The 24946-nt window shown below is 64.2% G+C and carries 27 protein-coding genes and 2 pseudogenes; 7 read left to right on the forward strand and 22 right to left on the reverse strand.

The window, feature by feature from the left end; translation table 11 throughout:
* Positions 1-23: 23 nt before the first annotated feature.
* The 7 genes from GGD61_RS27665 to GGD61_RS27695 all read right to left on the reverse strand — a co-directional run bounded on the left by GGD61_RS27665 (position 24) and on the right by GGD61_RS27695 (position 6768).
* Positions 24-545 carry an RNA polymerase sigma factor gene (locus GGD61_RS27665; protein WP_092252748.1) on the reverse strand — a complete coding sequence of 174 codons (522 nt, stop codon included), beginning with the start codon at positions 543-545 and terminating at the stop codon, positions 24-26.
* Positions 542-751 carry a DUF2892 domain-containing protein gene (locus GGD61_RS27670; RefSeq protein ID WP_092252746.1) on the reverse strand — a complete coding sequence of 70 codons (210 nt, stop codon included), beginning with the start codon at positions 749-751 and terminating at the stop codon, positions 542-544. Before GGD61_RS27670 ends, GGD61_RS27665 begins: the two co-directional genes overlap by 4 nt.
* A 96-nt stretch (positions 752-847) precedes the next feature.
* Entirely contained in the window at positions 848-2032 is a 1185-nt protein-coding gene (locus GGD61_RS27675) for a serine hydrolase (protein ID WP_092252744.1), read from the reverse strand.
* A gap of 66 nt (positions 2033-2098) precedes the next feature.
* Entirely contained in the window at positions 2099-2791 is a 693-nt protein-coding gene (locus GGD61_RS27680; RefSeq protein WP_183231601.1) for a GNAT family N-acetyltransferase, read from the reverse strand.
* 4 nt (positions 2792-2795) lie between these two features.
* Complete coding sequence (locus GGD61_RS27685; protein WP_092253069.1) at positions 2796-3143, reverse strand: Lin0512 family protein; 348 nt, start codon at positions 3141-3143, stop codon at positions 2796-2798.
* A 48-nt stretch (positions 3144-3191) separates the two neighbouring features.
* Positions 3192-4994, reverse strand: coding sequence for a chloride channel protein (locus tag GGD61_RS27690; protein ID WP_183231602.1), 1803 nt, complete (start codon positions 4992-4994; stop codon positions 3192-3194).
* Between the two features lie 118 nt (positions 4995-5112).
* Positions 5113-6768, reverse strand: a complete 1656-nt coding sequence (locus GGD61_RS27695; protein ID WP_183231603.1) for an acetolactate synthase large subunit — start codon at positions 6766-6768, stop codon at positions 5113-5115.
* A 204-nt stretch (positions 6769-6972) separates the two neighbouring features.
* Here GGD61_RS27695 and GGD61_RS27700 point away from each other — a divergent pair, with 204 nt between their 5' ends.
* A complete protein-coding gene (locus GGD61_RS27700; protein ID WP_092252738.1) occupies positions 6973-7326 on the forward strand; it encodes an MmcQ/YjbR family DNA-binding protein in 354 nt (117 codons plus the stop codon).
* 47 nt (positions 7327-7373) lie between these two features.
* A complete protein-coding gene (locus tag GGD61_RS27705) occupies positions 7374-8246 on the forward strand; it encodes a bifunctional helix-turn-helix transcriptional regulator/GNAT family N-acetyltransferase (protein ID WP_092252736.1) in 873 nt (290 codons plus the stop codon).
* Positions 8247-8261: 15 nt separating this feature from the next.
* Here the strand turns inward: GGD61_RS27705 and GGD61_RS27710 are convergent, their stop codons facing one another.
* Positions 8262-8987, reverse strand: coding sequence for an SDR family oxidoreductase (locus GGD61_RS27710; RefSeq protein ID WP_092252734.1), 726 nt, complete (start codon positions 8985-8987; stop codon positions 8262-8264).
* A gap of 104 nt (positions 8988-9091) precedes the next feature.
* Between GGD61_RS27710 and GGD61_RS27715 the strand changes: the two genes are divergently transcribed.
* Positions 9092-9982 (forward strand): LysR family transcriptional regulator, encoded by an 891-nt coding sequence (locus tag GGD61_RS27715; protein ID WP_183231604.1) that lies wholly within the window; start codon positions 9092-9094, stop codon positions 9980-9982.
* A 16-nt stretch (positions 9983-9998) separates the two neighbouring features.
* Positions 9999-10385, forward strand: coding sequence for an ester cyclase (locus tag GGD61_RS27720; RefSeq protein ID WP_092252729.1), 387 nt, complete (start codon positions 9999-10001; stop codon positions 10383-10385).
* A gap of 24 nt (positions 10386-10409) precedes the next feature.
* Here GGD61_RS27720 and GGD61_RS27725 read toward each other — a convergent pair whose 3' ends face one another.
* A complete protein-coding gene (locus GGD61_RS27725) occupies positions 10410-11630 on the reverse strand; it encodes an MFS transporter (RefSeq protein WP_092252727.1) in 1221 nt (406 codons plus the stop codon).
* Between the two features lie 273 nt (positions 11631-11903).
* Between GGD61_RS27725 and GGD61_RS27730 the strand changes: the two genes are divergently transcribed.
* On the forward strand, positions 11904-12308 hold the full coding sequence (locus GGD61_RS27730; protein WP_092252725.1) for an MAPEG family protein: 405 nt from the start codon (positions 11904-11906) through the stop codon (positions 12306-12308).
* A gap of 17 nt (positions 12309-12325) precedes the next feature.
* Positions 12326-12826 carry a peptide deformylase gene (locus tag GGD61_RS27735; protein ID WP_092253067.1) on the forward strand — a complete coding sequence of 167 codons (501 nt, stop codon included), beginning with the start codon at positions 12326-12328 and terminating at the stop codon, positions 12824-12826.
* A 273-nt stretch (positions 12827-13099) separates the two neighbouring features.
* On the opposite strand, the gene GGD61_RS27740 is transcribed toward GGD61_RS27735, so the two are convergent.
* From GGD61_RS27740 to megL, 11 genes and pseudogenes are all read right to left on the reverse strand, one after another.
* On the reverse strand, positions 13100-13462 hold the full coding sequence (locus GGD61_RS27740; RefSeq protein WP_092252723.1) for a helix-turn-helix transcriptional regulator: 363 nt from the start codon (positions 13460-13462) through the stop codon (positions 13100-13102).
* On the reverse strand, positions 13462-14124 hold the full coding sequence (locus tag GGD61_RS27745; RefSeq protein WP_092252721.1) for an SRPBCC family protein: 663 nt from the start codon (positions 14122-14124) through the stop codon (positions 13462-13464). Before GGD61_RS27745 ends, GGD61_RS27740 begins: the two co-directional genes overlap by 1 nt.
* A gap of 99 nt (positions 14125-14223) precedes the next feature.
* Positions 14224-15483, reverse strand: coding sequence for a serine hydrolase (locus tag GGD61_RS27750; protein ID WP_092252719.1), 1260 nt, complete (start codon positions 15481-15483; stop codon positions 14224-14226).
* Positions 15484-15881: 398 nt separating this feature from the next.
* Positions 15882-16538: a hypothetical protein gene (locus tag GGD61_RS27755; RefSeq protein ID WP_092252715.1), complete on the reverse strand. Its 657-nt coding sequence runs from the start codon at positions 16536-16538 to the stop codon at positions 15882-15884.
* Positions 16539-16540: 2 nt separating this feature from the next.
* Complete coding sequence (locus GGD61_RS27760) at positions 16541-17236, reverse strand: hypothetical protein (protein ID WP_092252713.1); 696 nt, start codon at positions 17234-17236, stop codon at positions 16541-16543.
* A gap of 359 nt (positions 17237-17595) precedes the next feature.
* Positions 17596-18257: pseudogene (locus GGD61_RS27765) on the reverse strand (cupin domain-containing protein).
* Positions 18244-19283, reverse strand: a pseudogene (locus GGD61_RS27770) (alcohol dehydrogenase catalytic domain-containing protein). Before GGD61_RS27770 ends, GGD61_RS27765 begins: the two co-directional pseudogenes overlap by 14 nt.
* Positions 19284-19308: 25 nt before the next feature.
* Complete coding sequence (locus GGD61_RS27775; RefSeq protein ID WP_183231657.1) at positions 19309-20454, reverse strand: FAD-dependent oxidoreductase; 1146 nt, start codon at positions 20452-20454, stop codon at positions 19309-19311.
* A 117-nt stretch (positions 20455-20571) separates the two neighbouring features.
* Positions 20572-21312, reverse strand: coding sequence for a CoA-transferase (locus tag GGD61_RS27780; RefSeq protein ID WP_312012745.1), 741 nt, complete (start codon positions 21310-21312; stop codon positions 20572-20574).
* Complete coding sequence (locus GGD61_RS27785; RefSeq protein ID WP_183231605.1) at positions 21309-22115, reverse strand: CoA transferase subunit A; 807 nt, start codon at positions 22113-22115, stop codon at positions 21309-21311. The genes GGD61_RS27780 and GGD61_RS27785 overlap by 4 nt, the downstream gene beginning before the upstream one ends.
* A gap of 44 nt (positions 22116-22159) precedes the next feature.
* Positions 22160-23350 carry a methionine gamma-lyase gene (gene megL, locus GGD61_RS27790; RefSeq protein ID WP_183231659.1) on the reverse strand — a complete coding sequence of 397 codons (1191 nt, stop codon included), beginning with the start codon at positions 23348-23350 and terminating at the stop codon, positions 22160-22162.
* 94 nt (positions 23351-23444) lie between these two features.
* Here megL and GGD61_RS27795 point away from each other — a divergent pair, with 94 nt between their 5' ends.
* Positions 23445-23936 carry an Lrp/AsnC family transcriptional regulator gene (locus GGD61_RS27795; protein ID WP_183231606.1) on the forward strand — a complete coding sequence of 164 codons (492 nt, stop codon included), beginning with the start codon at positions 23445-23447 and terminating at the stop codon, positions 23934-23936.
* A 59-nt stretch (positions 23937-23995) separates the two neighbouring features.
* On the opposite strand, the gene GGD61_RS40745 is transcribed toward GGD61_RS27795, so the two are convergent.
* Positions 23996-24628: a LysR substrate-binding domain-containing protein gene (locus GGD61_RS40745; protein WP_312012746.1), complete on the reverse strand. Its 633-nt coding sequence runs from the start codon at positions 24626-24628 to the stop codon at positions 23996-23998.
* Positions 24625-24924 (reverse strand): LysR family transcriptional regulator, encoded by a 300-nt coding sequence (locus GGD61_RS40750; protein ID WP_246786062.1) that lies wholly within the window; start codon positions 24922-24924, stop codon positions 24625-24627. The genes GGD61_RS40745 and GGD61_RS40750 overlap by 4 nt, the downstream gene beginning before the upstream one ends.
* Positions 24925-24946: the final 22 nt, after the last annotated feature.

The following is a 24946-nucleotide window of genomic DNA, read 5'->3' on the forward strand; positions in this document are numbered from 1 at the left end:
CTCCTCCGGTATTCACTCATGTCTCATCTCGTCAGATACTCGCGCATCAAGGCGCGGGCGCGGTGCAGTCGCGCCTTCACGGTCTGCCGGGACGCGCCGAGCGCGGTGGAGATTTCGTCGATGGTCATTTCCTTGACGTCGCGCATCAGGGCGACATCGCGGTAGTGCGGCGGCAGCGCCTCGAACGCCGCGGCCACATCGAGCCGCAGATCGGCTTCGGGGCGAGCCAGCAGCAGCGCCTCCGCCTCGCCGTCGTCGATGGCGGCGACGACACCGGCCCGACGCGCCAGCCGCAGGCATTCGCGGCGAACGACGCTGAACAGCCAGGCCGAAAACGCCAGCAGCGAGCGGATCGTGCCGACATGGCGGAACAGGATCCACAGCGCCTCCTGCGTCGCATCCTCGGCATCCGCCGAGCTGCGACAGGTGGCGCGCGCGTAGCGGCGGATATCCGGCTGCGCCGTCTCGAGCAGCGAGGCGATCGCGTGGGGATCGCCGAGCCGAGCGGCTTCGAACAGGTTTGGCGAGATCGCAGCCGCACTCACGAGACGCCCCCTCGCCCGATCCCCGCCATCGCGCACATCGGGCAATAGCCGACGAAGCCGGTCAGCGCGAAGCCGGCGCCGCCCAGCGCGACCAGCCACGCCGTCGTACCCGCCAGAGAGACGAATGCCGCGACCATCACCGCGACGCCCAAGGCGATCCGCACTGCCTGATGCAGGCCGCCGATGTTCTTCCTGTAAAACGCCATCTCATCCTCCGAGTTAGGCCGAGGCAAAATGCCTCGACCACTAAGAGGACGCCCCGGCCGAAAAGGATTCGCGGGCGCGTGCAATTTTTTCGCGGGTCAGCCTCCGACGGCCTGATAGGCCAGGCGCTTGAACTCGAAGAAGTATGGATTCCAGAAGCCCATGTAACGCTGGGCCATCAGGACCCCCGCGGTATTGGCCTCAGGGCAGATCCACCAATGGGTGCCGGCGAGCCCGCCCCACTGGAATTCCCCGGTGGAGTTCGGCGGATCGAACGGCGTCGGCGCGAAGGTGACGGCGCCGCCCAGGCCAAAGCCCTTGCCCGGGATCGGACCGAGATTGGCGAAGCGGATGGTCTGCCCTGCCGGGAGCTGGTTCGTCATCATCTGCCGCAGCGTCTCCGGCTTCAACAGCGCATCCGAACCGGGCAGCAGCGCGCGGACCAGTGCGAGCATGTCTGGCAGGGTCGAGACCAGACCACCACCGCCCGAGAGCCGCGGGAACGGCCGCCGATAGGCTTGCGGAAACGGCAGATTGTCGGCCCGCGTGAGGCCGGGCTTCATCGGATCGAGCACATCAGCGCCATTGTAGAGCGCAACCAGCCTGCCCTGCTGCGCTTCCGGAACATGGAAGCCGGTATCGGTCATACCGAGCGGATCGAAGATGCGCGCCTTCAGGAAGGTATCGAGCGCCTGGCCGGAGACGACCTCCACGACACGGCCGAGCACGTCGGTGGCCACCGAATATTCCCAGGACGTCCCCGGGTGATAGGACAGCGGCAGGCTGGCGAGCTGGTCGATCATGTCGGCGAGCGGCGTCAGCGGATTGAGCACGCGCGCCTCATTGTAGGCTTTGAACAGCACCGTGCCGGGATCGAAGATGCCATAGCTGAGGCCGGAGGTGTGGGTCAGGAGCTGGCGGATCGTGATCGGGTTCTTCGCCGGCTCGACATCGGCAAGGCTCGAAGCGTCCGGCTTCAGCACCTTGCGACCAGCGAGCTGCGGCAGGAATTTCTCGATCGGGTCATCGAGCCCGATGCGGCCCTCCTCGACCAGCAGCATGATCGCGCAAGTGACGAAGATCTTGGTGTTGGAGAACGCGCGGAAGATATGGTCGGGACGAAGCGCGGTCTTGGCTTCGCGGTCGGCAAAGCCGACGCATTGCTGGTCGACCACCTCGCCCCCGCGCAGCACGGCCCAGGATGCGCCCGGAATGATCTCCTGATCGACGTAGCGCTGCATCGCCGTCCGTGCGGCGGAAAATTCCGTAACCTTGGCGTCCATGAGTCTCCCCCAATTGTGGTTCGGACGGATATAGCGCGCTTTCGCGGGAAATGAAGGCCGCAGCGCCTATTGCTGCTTCATGAACGCGGTGACGTGCAAGCAGCGCCGGATGCGCATGCCCTGCCGCTGGTACAGCGCGATCGCCGACACGTTGCTGGAAAACACGTGCAGGAACGGAATTTCCCCGCGCGCCTCGATCCCGCGGGCGACGGCCGCAAGCAGCGCCTGCGCATAGCCGCGGCCGCGATAGTCGGGATGCACGCACACGGCCGTCATCTCCACGAACTTACCCGGCTTCATGCGCTCGCCCGTCATCGCGACCAATTGATCCCCGGCGCGGATGCCGAGGAACGTGCCGAGCTCATGGGTCCGCCGCGCGAACGGACCGGGCTTCGTCAGCTCCGTCAGCGCCATCATCGCCGGAACGTCGTCGGCACCCAGAGTGACGATCTCGGCATCGCGGAGCGGACTGTCAGCGGGCGAGCCAATCATCTGCTCGCAGGGCCCGGCGATCACGACCTTGAAACCGGCGGGTACCTCGACCGGATCCGGCGTGAACAGCGTGGCGACCTGCGTGCCTGACAGCAGATCACCGAGCGCGGCAAAGCTCGCCGCGGACATGTCGACCATGTCGGCGAACGGCGTCATGTCGACGGGATAGCGCAGCGCCCGCGGGCCGCCCTCGGCCAGATGCTTGTGGCTCGTCGTCAGCGCGCTCCAGATCGGACGATCCAGCAGCGCCTCATCGCTGTCGGACACCGGCCTAGTCCTTGTCGAAGCTGACGATGACGGCAGCATTGGCGATGAGGATGGGATCGTTGGCCACTTCGGTTGCCGAGGGAATCTCCAGCCCGCCCTTGACGGCGGTGACGGTCACGGTGCCGTAAGGAAGCTCCTTGGCCACAGCCTCCTTGTCGACGGCTTCCGGATTGGGCACCGCGATCGTGACATCGACAAACATGTCGTTCGCGGTCTTGCCGATCATCCGGAAGAAGCCAAGGCTCGAATGCCTGATGGCATCCGCCACCGCGCGCCTGGCCGCCTTGGTGGCGTCCCTGCCGTGGACATCGACGCCCATACCCATCTCGGTGACGCAGCGAACACGAGTCATGTTCATTCCCATCAGTGCTGGAGTTCTAGAGGCCCGACCTTCCGCGATCTACGCCTCCGGCACAAGCGCCTTTTCGCGCAGGAAATATGCGTTGCGGTCCTCCTCCTGCGCGTTCACGACCGCGCGAATTCGCAACAAATCCTTGCGCGCAACCAGGCCCACCACGCGATGAGTGCTGCGTTCGACCACCGGCAGGCGCCCGAGATCGGAGGCGACCATGAGGTCGGCGACACGCCCCAGCACGTCGTCGGGATGCGCCATCACGGCCGATGAGTCCGAGACCACGTCGTCCAGCGTTGCGGCCTGATGATCGCCCTCGGTGCGCCAGCGCAGCACATCGGCGCGCGTGACCATGCCGGCCAGCCGTCCATCGGCGGTGACGACGGGATAGGATTTGTGACGGCGCTGGTCCGAGGTGAAGAACGCGACCGCTTCGTCGATGGGCATTCCGACCGGCAGCGTGTCGACATCAGTGACCATGACATCGGCGACGCGGAGCAGCTCGAACGGATCGATCGCGTATTCGCGCGTGATATGCTGGCCGCGGCGCGCGATCTTCTCGGTCAGGATCGAGCGCTTCAGCAGCAGCACAGTGACGGCATGCGCTGCGCCGGTCGCCGTCAGCAGCGGCAGCAACATGTCAATATTGCCGGTCAGCTCGATGGCGAACATTACGCCTGTCAGCGGCGAGCGCATCGTGCCGCCCATCATCGCGGCCATGCCGACCAACGCCCAGAATGACGCGCCACCGGGCAGCGCCAGCCCCTCCATCCAGCCAGCCGTGCCGCCGAGGATCAGCAGCGGCGCCAGCACGCCGCCCGATGTGCCTGAGCCGAGCGCAATCACCCAGATCGCGGATTTCACCAGCAGCAGCCGGATCGCCTCATCGCGCGCCATGTGGCCGGACAAGAGATCGGCGATGACGTCGTAGCCGACGCCAAGCGCGCGCGGATCGACGAGGCCGCCGAGGCCGACAATCAGACCGCCAAGCATCGGCCACCACATCCAGTGCACCGGCAGGCGGTCGAACAGGTCTTCGATCGCGTAGAGCAGCCGCGTCATCAGCCCGGATTGCAGGCCGGCGACGATGCCGACGCCGATCGCTGCCGCTAGCCCCCACCACGGCAGATCCGGCCGCTCGGCAAACGGAAACAGCGGCCCCGTCCCGAACAGCAACGGCCGCCACGCCGCCGAGACCACCGCCCCCGTCACCACGGGCAGGAAGCTGCGCGGTTTCCATTCAAACAGCAGCAGTTCGACCGCGAGCAGGACGGCCGCGATCGGCGTGCCGAAGATCGCGGTCATGCCGGCGGCAGCACCCGCAACCAGCAAGGTCTTGCGCTCGGCGGCGGTGAGATGAAAGCACTGGGCGAAGATCGACCCGATCGCGCCGCCGGTCATGATGATCGGCCCCTCGGCGCCGAACGGACCGCCGCTGCCGATCGACACCGCCGAGGACAGCGGCTTCAGGACCGCGACCTTCGGCTGCATGCGGCTTCCGCCGATCAGGATCGCCTCGATCGCCTCGGGGATACCGTGTCCCCGGATCTTCTCCGAGCCGAAGCGCGCCATCAGCCCGATCACGAGACCGCCGAGCGCCGGCGCCAGCACCATCCAGATCCCGGGACGGGCATTCGCCAGCGAAACGTTCTCGGTGCTGAAATGACCGAACCAGACCAGATTGGTGACGAGCGCGATGAGCTTCAGCAGCACCCATGCGGCGCCCGCCCCGAGGCTGCCGACCAGCAGGGCCATGCAGATCAGGATCAATACGCGGCGGTCGGCGGTGAAGTCTCCAGGTTTGCCGCGAGGACGTGGGAGGCCGCCGGTGATGTCCAGGGTCTGGCGCATGGATAGCTCTTGTCGGGAGATTTTGACGGGAGGGTACTTGGCGCTGCCAATATATCGTGTCACGATATATATCAAGGAATGGCTGGTATGATCCTCCGGGCAAACGCCGGCCGGAGCGCTACCTCTCCCGCGCCCGCAGCTCGTCCACGAGCACCCGCACGTTCTCCGAATAGTCGATCGGGATCACGACCAGATGCACGCCGCCCTCTTTGAAAGCGGCATCTAGCGTCGGGCCAAAGCTGTCGATGCTCTCGATCCGATGCCCCTTTGCGCCATAGGCCTTCGCGTAGAGGACGAAATCGGGATTGCCAAAAGTCATGCCGTAGTCGGCGAAATGATCGACGGCCTGCTTCCAGCGGATCATGCCGTAGGCCTTGTCCTCCAGCACCAGCACGACGAGATTGAGCTTGAGGCGGACCGCAGTCTCCATCTCCTGGCTGTTCATCATGAAGCCGCCGTCGCCGGCGACCGCGAGCACGCGGCGGTCGGGATAGAGCATCGCGGCCATCATCGCCGACGGCAGCCCGGCGCCCATGGTCGCCAGCGCATTGTCGAGCAGCAGCGTGTTGGCGACGCGGGTGCGGTAGTTGCGCGCGAACCAGATCTTGTACATGCCGTTGTCGAGCGCGACGATGCCGTTCTCCGGGATGACCTGGCGGATGTCGTGCACGATCCGCTGCGGCGTCGGCGGCCAGCGCGCCTCGGTGGCGCGGTCGGCGATGTGGCCGAGAATCTGCTCGCGCAACGGCAGCAGCGCCGCAGCCTGCGGCAGCTTGCCTTCGAGCCGGTCTGCGAGCAGCTCCAGGCTGGGGCCGACGTCGCCAATGACCTCCGCGTCGGGAAAATAGACCAGCTCGACGCTGGCCGATGTGTAGCTGACGTGAATGACCTTCGGCCCTGACGGCCCCATGATGAAAGGCGGCTTCTCGACGGGGTCGTGACCGATCGCAATGATCAGGTCGGCGGCATCGATCGCGTCATGAACGTAGTCGCGTTCGGACAGCGCGGCGGTCCCCATGTAGAGATTGGTGCCGCCTGGCACGGTGCCCTTGCCCATCTGCGTGGTGAAGAACGGAATGCCGGTCCGCCGCACGAAGCTGGCGATACCGTGGGTCGCGCACGGCCGGCTGGTCGCGGCGCCCATCATGACCAGCGGATGTCTCGCCGACAGAATCATCTCGGCTGCACGGTCGAGTGCGGCGCGATGGGCGACCGGGATTTCGATCGGATGGACCGGGATCACGGGGACAGCAGGCACTTCGCCACCCGCGATGTCCTCGGGCAGTTCGAGATGCACCGGCCCCGGCCGCTCCTCCATCGCGACGCGAAAGGCATCGCGCACCACGGTGGGAATGCTGGAGGCGCTGACGATCTGCCGCGACAGTTTGGTCAGCGGCTTCATGGTCGCGACCACGTCCACAATCTGGAAGCGCGCCTGACGGCTGCTCATGATCGGCTTCTGGCCGGTGATCAGGATCATCGGCATCGCGCCGAGATGTGCATAGGCCGCGCCCGTTGACAGATTGAGCGCGCCGGGGCCGAGCGTCGAGAGGCAAACGCCGGGCTTGCCGGTCAACCGCCCATGCGTGGCCGCCATGAAGGCAGCGGCCTGCTCGTGACGGGTCAGGACCAGCTCGATCTTGGAGGTGCGGAGCGATTCCACGAGATCGAGATTCTCCTCGCCGGGAACGCCGAAGATGCGGTCGACGCCTTCGTTCTCAAGCGCCGCGACAAACAGATCCGATCCCTTCACCTTGCGCTCCTGTCCGCTCATGTCGCCTCCGCTTGTGCTCGCTCCCGTGTTCCACGGCAGTTGGCACATGGTAGCGGCCTGCGGCGCCGGCACAACTCACAAAGGGCGGCACACGGCATCAACTTCGCCATCACCGTGCGAACCGAGCGAAACAATCGAACGTCTCGCCGCGCGGCCGCCAGCATGCACGTTGCAAGCCGCGCGCAACCTGCTATCGCTCCGGCAATGACACCCAAATCCTTCGAAACCCGCTGCCTGCGCCTGCCCGCCGTCACCAAGGTGGTGCAGTGGGAGGGCACCTCCGTCTTCAAGGTCGGCGGCAAGATGTTCGCGCTCGGCGGCGGCTTTGCCGCGCGCTCCGGCGGCTACATGTTCAAGGTCTCGGACATGGTCTATGCGATGCTGATCGAGCATGCCGCGGCGCGGCCGGCGCCATACCTTGCGCGCGCCAAATGGGTGCAGCTCGTCAGCAACAATTCGTTGCCGGATGCCGCGCTTGCCGGCTATCTCGCCCAGGCTCATGGGCTGATCGTGGCGAAGCTGACGCGGAAGGCCCGCAAGGAACTGGGCCTCGGCTAAGCCAGTCCGATTGACCTCGGCATGATATCTGACTAAAGTCAGACATCATGCTCGACCCTGTTTCCCGCGTTCGCCGCTTCAACCGTGCCGTCACCTCCGCCGTCGGCGCGCTCGATACCTCGTTTCTTGGGCGCGGCCGCCCGCTCGGCGCGGCGCGTGTGCTCAATGCGATCGGGCACGGGCGTTCGGACGTGGCCGATATCCGTGACTATCTCGGCCTGGATTCCGGTCTGATGAGCCGGCTGCTCCGCAGCCTGGAAGAGGACGGTCTGGTCGAGACCGCCGCGCATGAGGACGATGCCCGCCGCCGGGTCGCGACATTGACGCGTGCGGGCCGGCGCGAGTTCGCGGCTTATGAGGCGCTGTCGAACACGCAGGCCGAGGGCTTGCTCGCGCAGCATTCGCAGGCTGACGTCCTGCTGGCGGCGATGGACCTGATCGCGTCCGCATTGACGCGCGAGCGCGTTGCGCTGGAGGAGATGGATCCGCGAAGCGAGCAAGCGCGTTACTGCCTCGGCGAGTATTATGCCGAGCTCGGCCGCCGCTTCAGCCAAGGTTTCGACGTCTCGCTGTCGCGCGACCCTGACGCCAAGGACATGCGCCGCCCGCGCGGCAGCTTCGTCGTCGCGATGTCGGACACGCTGCCGATCGGCTGCGTGGGCCTGAAGGGAACCGATCACGGTTACGCCGAGATCAAGCGGCTGTGGGTGGCGCCCGCCGCGCGCGGGTTGCGGCTCGGCCGGCGCCTGATGGACGCGGCCGAGAGCGCCGCGCGCGAGCTCGGCATCACGCTGCTGCGGCTCGACACCAACAGCGCGCTGCCCGAGGCCGGCCAGCTCTACCGCGCCACGGGCTGGCGCGAGATCCCACGCTACAATGACGATCCCTACCCGGACCTGTTTTTCGAGAAGCGCATCTGATGCGGAGGGGTATCGTCACCTCGTCCGCGTCGGGCGCACCACGATCTCGTTGACGTCGACGTCATCGGGCTGCTCGATCGCGAAGCGCACCGCGCGGGCGATGGCGTCGGGCTGAAGCGCAATCGCCCGATACGTCTTCATGGCGTCCGCAGCCACGGGATCGGTGATGGTGCCCGCGAGCTCGCTTTCGACCACGCCGGGATGGATGCAGGTGATGCGGATATTGTCGTGCTCCTGGCGCAGGCCATCCGAGATCGCCCGCACAGCATATTTGGTGGCGCAGTAGACCGCAGCCCTCGGCGACACGCTCAGCGCACCGACCGAGGCGATGTTGATGATCTGGCCGAAGCCGCGCGCCACCATCTCCGGCAGCACGGCGGCGATGCCGTAGAGCACGCCCTTGATGTTGACGTCGACCATCCGATCCCACTCCTCGACCTTGAGCGAGGCCATCAGCGACAGCGGCATCACGCCGGCATTGTTGACGATGACGTCGACACGGCCCCAGACCCCGCGCGCGGCATCCGCAAAGGCGGCAACGCTGGCGCGGTCGGTGACGTCGAGCGGATGCGCGAGCGCCGTTCCGCCCCGACCGTTCAACTCGGCCGCGAGCGCGTTCAAATGGTCGGTGCGCCGCGCGCCGAGCAGAACCTTTGCGCCGGCCGCGGCCAGCTCGCGGGCAATGCCTGCGCCGATTCCGCTGGAGGCACCGGTGATGAGAATGACTTTGTCGATTGGCATGAGGTTCTTCCCGTTGCTTTCGGAGTGATTGCGGGAAGATGGACCGGCGCCATCGCTGTGATAAGACGACGATCCCTAACCACACTGACAAGCTATGCTAACCGATGGAACCAGACCTCAACGCCCTCGCCGTCTTCGCGCTGGTCGCCGAAGAGCGGAATTTCCGCGCCGCCGCCGATCGTCTCGGCGTGACACGCTCGGCGGTGAGCCAGACGATCCGGCGGCTGGAGGAAACGCTCGGCATCGCGCTGGTCCAGCGCACGACGCGCAGCGTCAGCCTGACCGAAGCCGGCGAGCGGCTGCATGCGGAGGTCGCGCCCGCGATCGCGGACATGCGCGCCGCGCTCGACGGCACCGAGGCACTGCGCGGGCGGCCGCGCGGATTGCTGCGCCTCGCCGTCTCCTCGATCGCCGAGCATTTTCTCTCGGGACGTTTCCTTGCAGCCTTCACCGACGCCAACCCGGAAGTGCAGCTCGACATCACCGTGACGGATGCGGAATTCGACATCGTCGCCGCCGGCTATGACGCCGGCGTCCGCCTTGGCGAGGTCATCGAGCAGGACATGATTGCGGTGCCGATCGCCGGCGAGGAACGCCAGCTCGCCGTCTGCGCGCCGGACTTCCGCGACCGCTTCGGCGTGCCCGCTCATCCGTCCGAGTTGGCGTCCTTTCGCTGTATCGGCTGGCGTCCGGCGCCAAACGCTCCGCCCTATCGCTGGGAGTTTGCCGACGGCGGCAAGGAGTTCAGCGTCGCGTTCGCGCCCGAGATCACGACCAACGACATGGCGCTGATGATCAAGCTGGCGGTGGCCGGCGCCGGCATCACCTTCGGCATGGAGGCGAGCTTTCGCCCCGCGATCGCGCGCGGCGAGCTGGTGCCGATCCTGGAGGACTATTGCCCCCGCTTCGCCGGATTCTATCTCTACTACCCGAGCCGCCGCAACATCGCACCGAAGCTGCGTGCGCTGATCGAGCATCTGCGGCGGCGCGCGTGAACCGGAAGGAGCCCGCATGGAGAGAGAAGAGCTCGCCGGCATCTACCGTGCCTACATCGCCTGCCTGAACCGGCAGGATTGGCCGGCGCTCGGCCAGTTCGTGCATGACGAGGTCGCCCACAACGCGCGGCCGCTCGGGCTCTCCGGCTATCGCGCGATGCTGGAGCGGGATTTTCGGGAGATACCCGACCTGCAATTCCACATCGAGATGCTCATCATCGATCCACCCCGCATCGCGACACGACTGAAGTTCGATTGCACGCCGTTCGGGACGTTCCTTGGGCTTGCCGTCAACGGAAGGCGCGTGTCGTTTTGCGAGAACGTGTTCTACGAATTCGACAACGACAAGATCCGGCAGGTCTGGTCGGTGATCGACAAGACCGCGATCGAGGCGCAGCTCTGACCTTGCGGCGCCTCGATGTCGAACCTACGCCGCCGCCGGCGCCACCTCGCCTTGCGGCTTCGCAAACGGCCTGAAATTCATCGCCATCAGGAAGGCACCCAGGCCCATCGCCCAGGAAGCGATGTAGAGCCAGGCGTAGCTGGAGAAGGCGTCGTAGATCAGGCCGCCGGCGAGCGGGCCCGTCGCCATGCCGAGGCTGCCGGCCATCGCCGTGCCGCCGATCACCGTGCCCATCATCCGCAGCGGAAAGTTTTCGCGGATCAGCACGGCATAGAGCGGCATGGTGCCGGCATAGATGAAGCCGAACACGGCGCCGACGGCGTAGAAGGTCGCGAGCTGATGGGCGAAGACGTAGGCGAGCGCGCCGAACGACTGGAGCAGCAGCCCCGAGACCAGCACGCGCTTGGCCCCGAAGCGGTCGCCCATCAGGCCGAACGCGATGCGCCCGCCGAGACCGGCAAAACCCTCGATGCTGTAGATCGTCACCGCCGCGACCAGCGGGATGCCGCAACTCACGGCATAGCTGACGGTGTGGATGATCGGACCGGAATGGGTGGCGCAGCAGAAGAAGTTGGTCGCGAGCAGAATCAGGAATTGCGGCGAGCGCAGCGCCTCGCCCATCGACATTTCGCTCTGCGCGGCCCCCTCGCCTGTCGGTGCGACCGCCGCATTAGTGAGCGCCGGCGGGCGGCGCACCAGGAACGAGACCGGAATCATGATGGCACCGACGACGAGCGCGATGATCTGCATCGAGGTGCGCCAGTCATGGTTCGAGACGAGCCAGGCCGTGAGCGGCGCCATCGTCATCGGCGCCACGCCCATGCCGGCCGACACCAGCGACACGGCAAGGCTGCGATGGGTATCGAACCAGCCGGTCACGGTCGCCATCATCGGCGCGAAGATCGCCGCACAGGAGGCGCCGACCAGAAGGCCGAACACGAACTGGAACACGATCAGGGAGGTCGCATGGCTCGCCGCGAACAGGCTGAGCGCCAGCACCGTCGATCCCGTCAGCACCACCGGCAGCGGCCCGAACCTGTCGGACAGCGTGCCCCAGACCATGCTGGTGAAGGCCATTGCCAGAAAGCCAATCGTCATCGCGCTGGAGATGCCGGTCACCGACCAGCCGGTGTCCTTGGCGATCGGCTGCAAGAACACCGGCAGCGAGAACATGCCGCCGATCGCGACGCAGCCAAGCAGGCCGCCGGCGGCGACGATCACCCAGCGATAGTGGGATTGGGTCATCTTTGTCTCCCGAGATCATCTTGTCTGAGTGGAAGACGAATGGGAACCGCGGCCACCGACAGCATCACGGAAGTTTTTACGGGAGCCACCAACAAAAATCGCGAAAACACCCCCATGCACAGTAGCCGGCCCCTGCGGGATCAAGGACTTAACGGGCGCATGAAACGAGCTGCCGGTGGCTCTCGACGGCAAGCCGCGATTTGACTCGTCGGGCAAAACATCGGCATCCCGGCAGCAATCATGGTAGCCAGGACAGCATTGAAAGAGGACACAATGAGGATCAGTTTCGAAGCGTGGATGCTGGCGGCCGCGATCATTTGGGGCTTCGTTCAACTCGTTGCGGCCGCACAAGCTGCAAACGTGCAGTACGGCCTCAAATGGGCTGCGAGCCCGCGCGATATCGAGATGCCGCCGCTCAATCCCGTCCCCGGCCGCATCAACCGGAATTTCCGCAACTACATGGAGACATTTCCGTTCTTTGCGGCCGCGATCCTCATCGCTCTCGTTGCAGGCGTTCACAACGGGCTGACCTATTGGGGATCGATCGCCTATCTCGGCGGACGCATCGGCTACACCGTGCTTTACATCTCCGGCATCCCCCTCATCCGCTCACTGTTCTGGAACATCGCCAGCTTTGGCATGCTTGGCGTCCTGGTCGCCCCTTTCGTGGCGCGTTGAAGCGGCGGGATCCGATCGTGACCATCCGTCCCATCATCCGCTATCCCGACCGCCGGCTGGCAATGCCGGCACGCCCCGTCACCGCATTCGACGACGGCTTGCGCGAGCTGGCGGCGGACCTGCTGGAGACCATGCGTGCTGCGCCCGGCATCGGCATCACCGCGCCGCATATCGGCGTGCCCTTGCGCCTCGTCGTGCTCGAGCTCGACGCCAGGGACGGCCCCCTCACCTACGTCAATCCGGTCATTGAATGGGCTTCACCCGAGATGATCCAGCACCGCGAAGGCAGCGTCTCGATGCCGGGGGTCAACGACGAGGTACAGCGCCACGCGCGCGTGCGGATCAGCTATCACGATCTCGACGGCAACGCGCAAAGCGAGGACTCGGAGGGCTTGCGCGCCGTGTGCCACCAGCACGAGATCGATCAGCTCGACGGCCTGTTCTGGATCCAGCGGCTGTCGCGGCTGAAGCGGGAACGGCTGGTGAAGAAGTACGAGAAGATGGCCCGGAATTCGTAATGGTTGCGCTGCTCGCTCGCGCGGCGGCTGTGGCGTGTAAGCCGGTTACTGCGACCTCGGCGCACGCCTCGTCCTTCGAGACGACCGCGGAGCCTGTCATCGGGCCGCGCCTTGCGCGGACCCGGTGGCGGTCCCTCAGGATGAGGCTAATCGGCATGGGTGCCCGTTGAAACGAGCGTAACGCATTCGGTCCTCATCCTGAGGGCCCGCCAATGGCGGGCGTCTCGAAGGATGGCCAAGGGCGAAGTGGCTTCCACTCCGCGCATCGCGTGTTCACGCCCTCTTGCCACCCCGCTTGGTGATGGGCGCGTGACGACGCGCGCGCTTGCCGCGCGCGATCTCGGTTGCCAGCGCGTCGAGCTTCGGCTCCCAGAAATTCCGGAACTGGCCGATCCACGCATCCACCGCGCGCAGCCCGGCGACGTCGACCGAATAGAGGCGCCTCTGCGCCTCCGCCCGAACCGTCGCAAAGCCGCTCTCGCGCAGCACCTTGAGGTGCTGCGAGACCGCCGCCTGGGTGATGCCGAACTCGGCGCCGATCGCTTCGACGATCTCACCCGACGCCATTTCGGTTTGGCCGAGCAGCTCGAGGATGCGGCGGCGCACCGGATCGGCGAGGACCTCGAAGATTTGCATCAGCTTCCTGCGCCGGGATGAGCGATGTCGGGCGGCATCTCGCCACGATAGAACGCGATGGTGCGATCGGAGCGCTGCTTCGCCTCGTCAGGGTCGACCCCGCTTGCGACATGCGCCGCGCGCCAAAACTCGCCGCTGCTCGTCATGAAGTCCTTGCCCTCGGGCGATGCCATCCACGCCTCGGCCGTCTCATGGTCGACCGATGCGCCGGTCGCAACATATCGCTCGAGTCCCGCGAGGGCGAGATCCCAACCGATCCCCACCGCGCCAGGGCCGAACTGATTCCAATGATCCTCGATGGTCGCAATGTGCTCAAGCGTCAAACGCGCCTGACCTCGTTCGGCCGCCAGCCTGACGTCGATCCAGCTCACCGCACCTGCAAATTCCCACGTCGCTGCAAAATGCGTCGGCGGCGTGCACGCCGTGATGGTGCCGCCGGCATTGCCCTTGAGCTGGTACCGTCCGCCGAGCTCGAGGTCGCCCTCCACTGCTAGGAACCAGCGCGGAATGCGTTCCGTGCTTGTCACAGCGTCCCAGAGATCGTCCACGCTAGTGTCATAGAGCCGCGTCAGTGTCACGACACTCGCGGGCTTGCCGTCTTTCTCGAAGTTGCGCACCGAGCGCGTGACAAGCCCCAACACCCTGGCGACGTCGATCTGCATGGCATTCCTCCCGATCATTGCGGTCGAGGATGAATACCGGCCTACGCTAATATAAGTCAACTCTTATATTTGTGAAGCTGCGTCGGCGGTGCGACGCCCCTACCCGCCCGCCATCAGCGCCTTCGCCAGCGCCATGTAGGCCGGCAGCGTGACGGGGTCGTTGGCGGCGTTGCCCGCGACCGGGTGTGAGGCGTAGCGCGCGATCACCATCTCGGCTTTGGGATCGACATAGATGCCCTGGCCGTAGACGCCGCGCGCCATGTAGGCGCCGTGCGCGTTGTGCGTAACCCACCATTGATTGCGGTAGGACGCGCCCGGCAGCGTGGGATAGCCGGCCGGCCTGAACTTTTCGGGATCGCCGCCGCGCGCGATGTCCTCGACCACTTGCGAGGGCATGATCTGGCGGCCGTTGAAGCGGCCGTGATTACGCATGATCTCGCCGAAGCGGGCGAGATCGCGCAAGGTCGTGGAGAGACCGCCGCCGCCGCTTTCGGTGCCGATGCGATCGACGTGATAATACGCATCCTCCTCCGCACCCATCGGCTGCCAGATCCGCTCAGACAACAGATCCGCCAGCGTCAGGCCGCTCGCGCGCCTGATGATCCACGCGAGCACGTCGGTATTGACGGTCTTGTAGGCAAAGGCCTTGCCGTGCTCGCCCTGCTTCTTCTGCGCGACGAGAAAGTCAAAGATCGTGGTCGCGCCTTCGTAATCCGGCGGGATCGGCGCCATGCCGTTGGCGCGCCGCAGGCCCCACACATCCGAATTCTCATCGGTATAGACCTCGGTGTAGAGCAGCCCCGTGGTCATATCCATGACCTCGTGCACGCGCGCATCGCCGAACGCACTTGTCTTCAGCTCCGGCACATAGTTGGTGACCGGGGCCTGCGGATCGAGCTTGCCCTCGCTGACGAGAATGCCGGCGAGCACGCCGGTGAGCGACTTGGTCACGGACATCCCGATATGCGGCTTGTGCGGCTTCAAGGCGCCGAAATAGCGCTCATAGATCAGCTTGCCCCGATGCAACACCGCGATGCCGTCGGTGTAGGTCTCCTCCAGCATCTTGTCGAAGGTCATGGGCCGGCCGTCCATCGTGGTCGAGGCGACCGCGCCGATGTCCTGCTCCGCACGCGGCAGAGGCGACGCAGGTCCCGCCCCGCGCCAGACATTCACGGTCGGCACGAGTTGGCGGATGTTGCTCCAGGCCCAGCGCAGTTCGGGGAAACTGCGAAAGGAGCCGTCCTGGAAGGTGATGAGGCGGTCGGGGGATGGCGGGAAGCCGCGCATCCAGCCGAGGGTTTCGGGGTCGGTGGTAGTGACGGATGGCGAAGATTCGGTGCGTGTAGTGGCGACGAACATAGAAACAATTCCGAGTAGCCGATTGGATGTCCTCATCAGAACAGAGCGGAGTAACGAACATTGGCACGAGACTCGAAAATCGAAGTTCGCCCTCCGAAGAACAATGCGGGCAAATTAAAGGACTTCTGTGCACGCCTGGTTCTGCACAAACTGCACCTCGGCTTCTTCCTCCTGGGTCAATATAGAGAGGTGCAGCGGCCGGCCAAACTGATCGACATCAACAGCACGGCGTATCGCGTCCGCAGCACTATCCGTCTCACATACAATGAGTAAATCTATGTCCAACGCGTCGTTCAAACTCTGCTGCGCGGATCCAAAAAGATACCAACGAGCGTCACCAACGTGCGCATTCGTCCTTCGGGCTAGGCCCCTTATCGCAGACATAAGCTCGTCGTTTGTCACGCCTTGTTAAGCCTTCCCATCAGATCGCCGAACTTAAATGCCTCAGCTTCCATCGATGCGGCGGCCTCTTTTGCGGCGGTCGTGATTGAGCCATAGCTACTGATCTTAACTGCAGCATCGAACCTCCCATAGGTCTCTCGCGCATTTCGAACATCCTCAGCAGACATATCATAAGCATCGACGAGAACTACGGTTATAGCCTTAAGACCACGATACCGATGAAGCTTGAAGACCCGATCATATAGGCGCTCTACAGCGCGGACAGCACCGTGCTGCTCGAAGGCTCTCTCGAAAAATTTGTACTCTCGGTGTCTATAAGAGCTAACGTCTTCGTCGCGGGCTGCGCGCCCTAATTCACCAAGCGTGCCGAAAGCTGCTGGTGCACCGTGAATAATCCCAATCGCAGGCCCCGACCAAATTACTTTAGATGGCACGTTCACAACAAACTGAGGCGACCGTACTCCGCCGAACAAGGGAGCAACATGATCCGGCAACACGACGCCCCGAATCCCAATCGCCGCCGCAGTAAACGGAGAGTGATCCTTGCGGACAATCTCAAGATACCCACCACCTACCGCGTTAACTGCCGTGAACTGCTGATCGTTCTGCAGCCTCTCCACAATCCATTTAGCGATGCCCTCGTCTCCGGCCACGCCTAATCCCTCAACAATTCGGCCATCTCTGCCGGAAACCGGGTTGCGCCCTCCTGATATCCGTGCAGGTGACGGGCTTGCAGATCATCAACATGCTGTCGAAACTTCTCGACTGTGTCAGCTTCGTCGCCCCCTAGCAGATGTCTATTTGCATCGACCTGAGCAAGCACCCTCATGTTATTTGGAATAATCTTCTCAAGAACTTTGCGCCTCCAGCGCTCAGCCGCACCACTTTCCGGATTCTGCGCTGCCTCGATTTGAGGGCCATACTCTTCAAAGATGTAATGGTTCTCGCGGAGGAGGCCTTCTATGGCAGCTCGCGCGTCAGCTCGTTTCGCGAATACCGTGACTCCGAATAACGAACGAAGCTTTTCCGCGTGGACTCTCTTCCAACCCGAAACGACCCGATCTGTATAGACCTCAGGGACCTTGTCAATTTTAGTGTGACAGAGTGAGCAGAGCAGGATTAAATTTTCAAAAGCACCTCGATCTTCAGCACTCAGCTCGGCGTTTGCCCGGGGACCAAAATCATTCGCAGCAAATACATGCGCCATTTCTGCGACGTGGAAGAACTTCTTGTCATACTCGACGAAGAGTTCGCGAGCGCATTCGGGGTTCTGACAATATCCGCCCGACGCGGCGAATAATCGTCGCTGCGTGTGTGCGTCAGGAGAAGCCGCGCCTCTCGAGCATGCCACTGTTAGTCCCCTACTCCCACTCTATCGTTTCGAACGACGGTTCGTCTTTGATCAGTAAGCATAATTTCTTGGATCTAACGGACAAATGCCGACGGCATACCCGCCGCATTTTCTTGCCCTTGAATCCACAGGAAAAATTGTTCCTCATGAAACGCCGTCAATTCCGCTACCTATCAGAGTCTATCGACTGGACAGCTCGCCGTGTGCGTCGTCAAGACAAAAGCCGCGCATATTGGCACAGAGCTTCAAATACCGTCAAAGATCAGAAAGACAAGTTTGGTCCTTGAACCGCGGCTCTCTTTGTTGAGCGGTCTCTGTCCTGCTGGACGCTCTTATGAGGCAGGAGAAAGAGCGAAGTGTCAGCCCGGAATTTGAAGGACATCTTTGTGTATCAGTGGCGCGTCCTTCACCCATAGCGTCGCTCCTGACGGACCAGCGACTGCGTGCAGGTTATCGCCCGCCGGCAGACGCACCCAACCTTGCGATGTGAGCGTCACATCCGCGATCCTCAGATCGCCATCGAGAACAAGCCCCTCAAGTCCACGGAGGTTCGCTATTGTCACCGCCGCACCTGCGGCGAAAGTTTCTATCCGCACCCGTTCGGCTCCGTCGTCGAAGAGCTCGATCGCGCCTGGCCCGGATGCTTCCTTGGCTGGACGCCGGACGATCTGCTGATCGTCGCCTTCCCGGAACTGCCAGAGCCGCACGAAGATCGTGCAGCCCTCGGCGGAGGCCGGGACGTGCGAGGTGCCGGGCGGGTTGCGGAAATAGCTGCCGGCGGGATAGTCGCCGTGTTCGTCCTGGAACACGCCCTCAAGGACGACGATCTCCTCGCCACCACCGTGCGTATGCCGGGGAAACGCGCTTCGCGGTGCATAGCGCACGATCGAGGTGGCGCGCGCGACCTCTCTCCGATTCGGAACAGCATGCGTCGGTCCACGCCGGCGGCTGGGCTCGGCGCCCATGGGAGTTTCGAGGCCTGGATGATCACGGGGATCGTCAGATCGTCATTGATGCGCATGGCTTCCCTCCTTCATAGTGAGCACCATCCTGAAATCCGCCTGGCCAGACCTCATTCGGGCGACCGCCTCCCCCGCCTTTTCGAATGGCATGACTTCGATGCGAGGCCGCACGCCGGCGAGCACGCTGAAATCCAGCGTCTTTTCGTTTCGAAGGGCGTCCCGGTGATCGACCCGAGGATGCTGCGTTCGCCGACGACGAGGTGTCCTGCAGACACCGGCAAAGGATCCTTGCCGGCTCCCAACAGGACTAGCCTGCCCTGCTGCGACAGAGCGCCCATCAGCGCGGCAACAGCCTGGACATCGCCAATGGTCGTGATGATCGCCTTGGTCCCGCCGAGGCCTTGCAGACGCGCGGCGGGGTCTTCCTTCTTCGAGTCGATGTAGACGTGTGCTCCCAGCGCCACGGCATCTTCAGCGATATCGCTCCCGCGTCCCACAGCGACGACGCGGAAACCCATCCGCCTGGCGTACTGGAGTGCGAGGTGCCCCAACCCGCCGATACCCAGCACGACGACCGTGTCGCCGGCTTCCGCGCCACACTTCTTCAACGCGTTGAATGTCGCGATTCCGGCGCAGAGAAGCGGCGCCGCCTCCTCCGACTTCAACTCGTCGGGAATCGAGACCAGTCCGGTAGCGCGGGCGATCATCATCTCGGCGTAGCCGCCGTCGCACGTCGATCCGACGAACGGCTGGTTCAGGCAGAGCTGAAACTCGCCGCGGCGGCATTGGGCGCATTCGCTGCAGTGTCCGCCGAGCCGCCCGATACCGACCCTCTGGCCGATCTTCCAGATCGACGGAGCGCCAGCACCTAGGGCCGCGATGCGACCGACGACTTCGTGGCCGGGCACGCGCGCGGGGCGAAGCTTGGGGTCGGCCCGGTCGATATCGCCTGCGTCGGCGCCGCAGATCCCGCAGGCCTCGACAGCGATCAGAACTTCTCCCGCGCCGGGTGACGGCGTCTCGCGCTCGGCGATTTCGAGTTCGCCGGGTTTCGAGACCTGAGCGACGCGATGGGAGCGCCTCATTTCCATTGCCTCCGATGGTTTCTTTTCAGCCGTTCGTTGCCGGCGACAGCGGATCGCGCTGTACGGACTTTTGTAAGCGCGCGATCACGAATGCCGCGGCGTTCTCAGCGGCGTCGACGGCGCCGGCAAGATATCCGGAGTCGCGCACGCTCGTCTCGCTGCCAGCCAGCACGATGCGATCCCCCCAATCCTGACCGACCCAACGGCGCCGATCGGACATCGGATGGCCGGTCGGGATCCTGTCCCTTCCCGTCGCCGTGAGCGGGTCGGCCGCCCAGTCCTTGAAGAGCGTCGCGCGCGGCTTTGCCGCCTCGGGACCAAAGATGTCGGTAAGTTGCCGCACGGAGGCAGTGACGATCGCCGCCTCCCCGGCCGCGGCTCGGTCTTCCGCGGAGATGCCGACAAAGCCGAAGAGGGCCGCCTTCCCACTGGCTGTCGTCGCGTCGTGGATCTCGGCAAGTGGACCCACCATGCTCTGCGCCGAGCCCGACAGCCCGTGCTCTCGCCAAAACGGCCGATCGTAGAGCGCGAAGAACTTCGCATGGGGAGCCATCCATGTCGGTGTCGCCCGCCAGCGGGTCGCCGACGCTGCGTCGATCGGGGGCGAGAATGCTACAGTCGCCTCAAGGAGCCGCGGCGGCAGCGCGAAAACAACAAAGGAGGCGCGGCAGGTCTGAACTGCGCCCGCGACGTCCACGAACGAAAGCTCGACGTCCTCGCTATCAAGCCTTGCGCCGGTTGCACGGACGCCGAGTTCAATACTCTCTTCCGGAAGCGCATCGGAAAGTGCTGAGACGATGGAAGCTGTGCCACCGGCGAGCCGCATGGACGGTGGCGCCTGGGCCAATCCGCCGTAGCGCTGCGGCGGCCCGTTCGGCATCCGCTGAAGGACGACGTCGCCGTCGTCATGCTGGGCAAAGCTTGCGAGGCCCAAATCCTCGACCAGTCGGCCGAATGCCGGATGCATCTCCGGCCAGAACCAGGAAGGACCGAGATCGAATCCGTCGCTCGAGACCTGCCCGGTTTCGTCCACGGATAGAACGCGACCGCCGAGCCGCGACCGCGCTTCCAACAGTCGGAGCGCGATACCAGCGCGGTGGATGCGCAGCGCCGCGGTCAGGCCGGCGACGCCTCCTCCAACGATGACGACGGGACGATCGTAGTTCGACACGACAGAAACCTGAAAAGTGGACACCCGAAGAACATGCGCGCCCGCAGGAGTTCTTTCAAATGGGATGATCTTGGCGACCGCCAAAGAAAATCTTTGGCGGACGTCCGACAGGCCCCTTCAGGCCGCGTCGGGCAGAGAGGCCGCAAATTGCGGTTCCGCGAGTTCGGTCCTGATCTGGCCTCTCATCAGCGCCAAGGTCTCGGTGTCAGGTCCGGGGGTCTCGACCTCGCAGCGGTCGTTGTCGAATGAGAAGCCGGTCATCTCGCGGATGTCGGCCGCGCTGCGGCCGGGATGCACGCTCTCCAGCCGGAAGCGACCGGTGTCCCGCTGAAAGCTGAACATCGCAGCATTCGTCAGCAGTGCATGCGGACCGCCTCGCCGATAGACCCCCTCCTCAGTCGCGCCTGGTGCAGAGATGAAATCGACCTGGTCGACCAACACGCGCGGGCTGTGCTCTTCGCGAAAGAGGATCACGCGCGGAACTAGGAAATAGAGATAGGCCGACCCGTACAATCCCGGCCATCTGACGGGAGAGTTCGGATAGCCGCCGGCGCCGACCAAGTTCACATTGCCCTTGCCGTCGATCTGGCCACCGCCGAGAAAGAACGCGCCGATGCGGCCTTGCGCCGCGCAATCGAACAGTTCTTCGGAGCCGCTGGTGAAGGAATTGTGCTTGACGGAGCCGAGGATCGAGACCTGCACCTCGCCGAGACCCCTCTTCTTGTTGAGAGCTCGCGACAGCATCGCGCCGGCCGCCGGCATCGGGGACGACATTCCGACGGCGACGTGTTGCACCCCCTCGAGAAGGCGAGAGATCGTGTAGATGAGCAACTCGCGGTCTGTGCATTCCGTTGTCACGCCGCGCTCCCGGTGCCGGTGATGTAGGCCTGGAAGCCCTCTGGCGTGCGAGCGGCGCGGGCGTAGTTTTCGACCTCCCGAGCATCGAGCTCATACTCGGCGTAGAGGCCTGTCGGCCATGCCGCATTCTTGTATTCGGCGACGGCGGAGACGTACATCGCCGGGAGAACGCCCGCGGCAAGCTTTTCGTCGTCGAGCAGCGAGGTCTCGGAGAACCGCTCCACGGTGACGAAAGTCTTCTTGGAGGCGTGCGCAAGCAGCATGACCTCGCGGCGCCGGCCGAGACAGACGTTGCCGAAGCGATCGGCTTCCCGCGCGTGGATCAGCGTGATGTCCGGCTGGATGGCCGAGACCACCACGATCTTCTCGCTCTCGTCGAACGGATTAGTGGTGACCTTCCAGTCCGGATGGTTTTTCAGGACGTCGCTGCCGATGATCCCGCGGATCGGCATGAACGGCACGCCCTTCTCCGCCGCGCTCAGGCCCGCGAAGACTGCCGGACACGTCGCATCGAGCATCCGGATCTCGCCGTTCCGGATCGCGCGCCCGAAGCACGGCGCCCCGCCCGTCTCGCCCAAGCTGACGGCGCTGGTCTCGAGCACGGATACGGCGCCGGCGCCGATCAGCATATCGACCTGCATCCCGCCGATGGGAGCACACACGATGTGAAGGTCGCGGATTCCTCGCTCGATCAGGAGCCGGATCATCGCCGGACAGGAGCCCGACCCGTCCGGAGCGAGGCCGAGCTTGACGCCCGACGGGATCATGTCGGCCATCGCCTCCGGCGACACGAATTCAGTCATGGTCCACCTCCCATGTCAGGCCCGATCACTCGCCGGGCGCTTCGTCATTTCAAGCGATTGAGCGACCCTAAAAAATCGTCCCGGAGATCGTCATAGTCCTCGAGGCCGACCGAAATCCGGATCAGGCCATCGGTGAATCCGTGCGCGGCTCGTTCTTCCGGCGAGTAGGTCGCATGCGTCATGCTGGCCGGATGCTGGATCAAGGTCTCTGCGTCGCCGAGGCTGACTGCCCGCGTCGCCAGCGCAACGTTGTCCATGAAGACGCGTCCAGCGCCGAGACCGCCCTTGAGCTCCAGCGCGATCATGCCGCCCATGTTCTTCATCTGGCGCAGCGCGAGCTTGTGCTGCGGATGAGACGTCAGGCCAGGGAAATACACGGTCTCCACGGCGGGGTGCGCTGCAAGGGCATGCGCCAGCTTGGACGCGTTCTCACCATGCCGGTCCATCCGGATACTCAGCGTCTTCAGCCCTCGAAGGACAAGGAACGCGTCGAAAGCAGAGATGCACGAGCCGTTCATCTCCTTGATCCCGACGAAGCGGAACTGGTCCACCAATTCCTTCCTCGACACGACGATGCCGGCAAGCAGGTCGCCATGTCCGCCGAGATATTTGGTCGCCGAATGAACGACGATGTCGGCGCCGAGCGCGAGCGGCTTCTGCAGATAGGGCGTGCAGAACGTGTTGTCGATGAGAAGAAGCGCCCCCTTCCGTCGACAGATTTCGGCGAGAGCGGCAATATCGACCAGGCGCATGTTCGGGTTTGAGGGCGTTTCCGCGAGGACCAACCGGCACCGGGATGTGAGTGCGTCAGCCAGATTGGCAGGCTCGGTCAGATCGACGAACGTCGTCTTGATGCCGAAGCGTGCGAGTTGATGATGGAGCAGCGAGAAAGTGCAGCCGTACAGCGTCTTGTCAGCCACGACCTCGTCGCCGGCCTTCAGCAAGGTCCAGAGTACGGAGGTCAGGGCCCCCATGCCCGACGACGTAGCCATGGCCGCCTCGCCGCTCTCGAGCGAAGCCATCCGCTTCTCTAGAACCGCGGCGGTCGGGTTGCCGACACGTCCGTAGATGTAGCCATCCGCGGCGCCGGCGAACCGCTCGCTGCCGGTCTCGGAGCGCTCGAACACGTAGGTCGACGTCAGGAATACGGGCGGGTTCAGTGCGCCATGATAATCGAGCGGGTCGTACCCTTCGTGGATCGCCCGGGTGGAGAAGCCCAATTCGAAGTTTTTCATGCCGCCAGCATAGTCGCTGCGCGAATCCGTACTTGCCAAAGACAGGCCTATCGGATTGAGTTTTTGGCACGAAATCGTGTCAGACAGGCGTTTCATGACCGTTCCTGCCAATACAGCCAATTTCGATGCGATCGACCTGAAGATTCTTCGTGAGCTGCAGGCCGACGCCCGTCTCCCGAACAACGTGCTCGCCGAGCGTGTCGGCCTTTCCCCCTCCCCGTGCTCGCGGAGGGTCAAGCTGCTGGAAGAGACGGGGGCCATCGAAGGCTATCGTACGATCGTGAACCGCTCGGCGGTTGGGCTCGGACTGACCGTCTTCGCCGGAATTCGCGTCGGCCGCCACTCGGCCGAAGGCAAGGAGAACTTCATCAAGATGCTGCTGGCGATGCCCGAAGTGATCGCCTGCCATCTGGTCTCCGGGGACATCGACTTCCTGATCGAAGTCGTCGTGCGCGACATGGAGACCTATGAAGCGACAGTTTTGAATCGTTTGCTGTCTCTTCCCGAGTTGCGCGACATCCGCACAAGCTTCGCCATGCGAACTTACCGCTCGTCGGGACCGCTCCCGCTCTCGCCAAGCAACTAACGTCGCGTCCGCTGTAACCGGCCAGGCGACGGGGTCGAACATCGGCGGGAGTGCTGTCATCAGAGTGTCTGCTCGTCGGCGGCGTTCGCAGCGGCTTCTGTGAAGAGCCAATCGCGAAAAGAAGCCAATCTTGGCAGCCCGGCGCTCTCGGCCCGGTGGACCACGTAGTAGGAGAGCGAGGAAGGCAGGGTGATCTCCGGAAACAGGCGGACCAGGCGCCCCGACGCGAGATCGTCGCGAGCCATGATGCTCCGAGCCAGAGCGACGCCCTGCCCCTCCATTGCGGCTTGGAGCACGGCCGCGGAATTGTTGATATGGAGCCCCCGCCTGGAAGCGCTCACGTCTGCCGCGCCAACCTTCGCGAGCCACTGATCCCAGGTGATAAACCCGGCATGCCGATCGACGGACAAGTCGTGAATCAGCATTTCAGCGAGAAGCTCTCGCGGGCTGCCGAAGCCCTTCGCCAGGCTGGGCGAGCAGACCGGATAGACCTCCTCCTCCATCAGCTTCTCCGCCAATAGTCCGGGCCAGTCGCCGGTGCCGTATCGAACACCGATATCGATCCCTTGCGCGACGAAATCGGAAAGCTTGAGGTTCGTATCGAGACGAACGTCCATGTCCGGGCTTTTCGCCTGAAAGCGATGGATGCGCGGCAGAAGCCACTTCACCGCAAACGCAGGGCTGACGGTCACTGGAAGGTAGCACGGACACCACCGACCTTTAGTGTCTCGAGACCGAGGCCGAGGCGATCCAACCCCGCTCTAATGTCGGGCAACGCACGGAGCGCCGTCTCGGTCGCCACCAGACGGGTTCGTCCGGTAGCGGCACGATGGAAGAGCGGCGCGCCGAGCCACTCCTCGAGTGTCCGGACGAGCTGCCCAACCGCAGCGGCAGTGACGTTCAACTCTTCCGCCGCTCCAGAGGAGCTGCCGTGACGCGCGCTTGCCTCAAAGGCCCGCAAAGCGTTGAGATGGACCGGCGCTTTCATGCGAATGGCTCGCCTTCGCGGG

The sequence above is a fragment of the Bradyrhizobium sp. SBR1B genome, from assembly GCF_014198205.1.
Classification (GTDB): Bacteria; Pseudomonadota; Alphaproteobacteria; order Rhizobiales; family Xanthobacteraceae; genus Bradyrhizobium.

Bases quoted from the DNA above. Each gene is read 5' to 3' on its own strand.
- GGD61_RS27670 (WP_092252746.1), bottom strand. From the start codon at position 751: ATGGCGTTTTACAGGAAGAACATCGGCGGCCTGCATCAGGCAGTGCGG.
- GGD61_RS27675 (WP_092252744.1), bottom strand. From the start codon at position 2,032: ATGGACGCCAAGGTTACGGAATTTTCCGCCGCACGGACGGCGATGCAG.
- GGD61_RS27685 (WP_092253069.1), bottom strand. From the start codon at position 3,143: ATGACTCGTGTTCGCTGCGTCACCGAGATGGGTATGGGCGTCGATGTC.
- GGD61_RS27690 (WP_183231602.1), bottom strand. From the start codon at position 4,994: ATGCGCCAGACCCTGGACATCACCGGCGGCCTCCCACGTCCTCGCGGC.
- GGD61_RS27695 (WP_183231603.1), bottom strand. From the start codon at position 6,768: ATGAGCGGACAGGAGCGCAAGGTGAAGGGATCGGATCTGTTTGTCGCG.
- GGD61_RS27700 (WP_092252738.1), top strand. From the start codon at position 6,973: ATGACACCCAAATCCTTCGAAACCCGCTGCCTGCGCCTGCCCGCCGTC.
- GGD61_RS27705 (WP_092252736.1), top strand. From the start codon at position 7,374: ATGCTCGACCCTGTTTCCCGCGTTCGCCGCTTCAACCGTGCCGTCACC.
- GGD61_RS27710 (WP_092252734.1), bottom strand. From the start codon at position 8,987: ATGCCAATCGACAAAGTCATTCTCATCACCGGTGCCTCCAGCGGAATC.
- GGD61_RS27715 (WP_183231604.1), top strand. From the start codon at position 9,092: ATGGAACCAGACCTCAACGCCCTCGCCGTCTTCGCGCTGGTCGCCGAA.
- GGD61_RS27720 (WP_092252729.1), top strand. From the start codon at position 9,999: ATGGAGAGAGAAGAGCTCGCCGGCATCTACCGTGCCTACATCGCCTGC.
- GGD61_RS27725 (WP_092252727.1), bottom strand. From the start codon at position 11,630: ATGACCCAATCCCACTATCGCTGGGTGATCGTCGCCGCCGGCGGCCTG.
- GGD61_RS27730 (WP_092252725.1), top strand. From the start codon at position 11,904: ATGAGGATCAGTTTCGAAGCGTGGATGCTGGCGGCCGCGATCATTTGG.
- GGD61_RS27740 (WP_092252723.1), bottom strand. From the start codon at position 13,462: ATGCAAATCTTCGAGGTCCTCGCCGATCCGGTGCGCCGCCGCATCCTC.
- GGD61_RS27745 (WP_092252721.1), bottom strand. From the start codon at position 14,124: ATGCAGATCGACGTCGCCAGGGTGTTGGGGCTTGTCACGCGCTCGGTG.
- GGD61_RS27750 (WP_092252719.1), bottom strand. From the start codon at position 15,483: ATGTTCGTCGCCACTACACGCACCGAATCTTCGCCATCCGTCACTACC.
- GGD61_RS27785 (WP_183231605.1), bottom strand. From the start codon at position 22,115: ATGACTGAATTCGTGTCGCCGGAGGCGATGGCCGACATGATCCCGTCG.
- megL (WP_183231659.1), bottom strand. From the start codon at position 23,350: ATGAAAAACTTCGAATTGGGCTTCTCCACCCGGGCGATCCACGAAGGG.
- GGD61_RS27795 (WP_183231606.1), top strand. From the start codon at position 23,445: ATGACCGTTCCTGCCAATACAGCCAATTTCGATGCGATCGACCTGAAG.
- GGD61_RS40750 (WP_246786062.1), bottom strand. From the start codon at position 24,924: ATGAAAGCGCCGGTCCATCTCAACGCTTTGCGGGCCTTTGAGGCAAGC.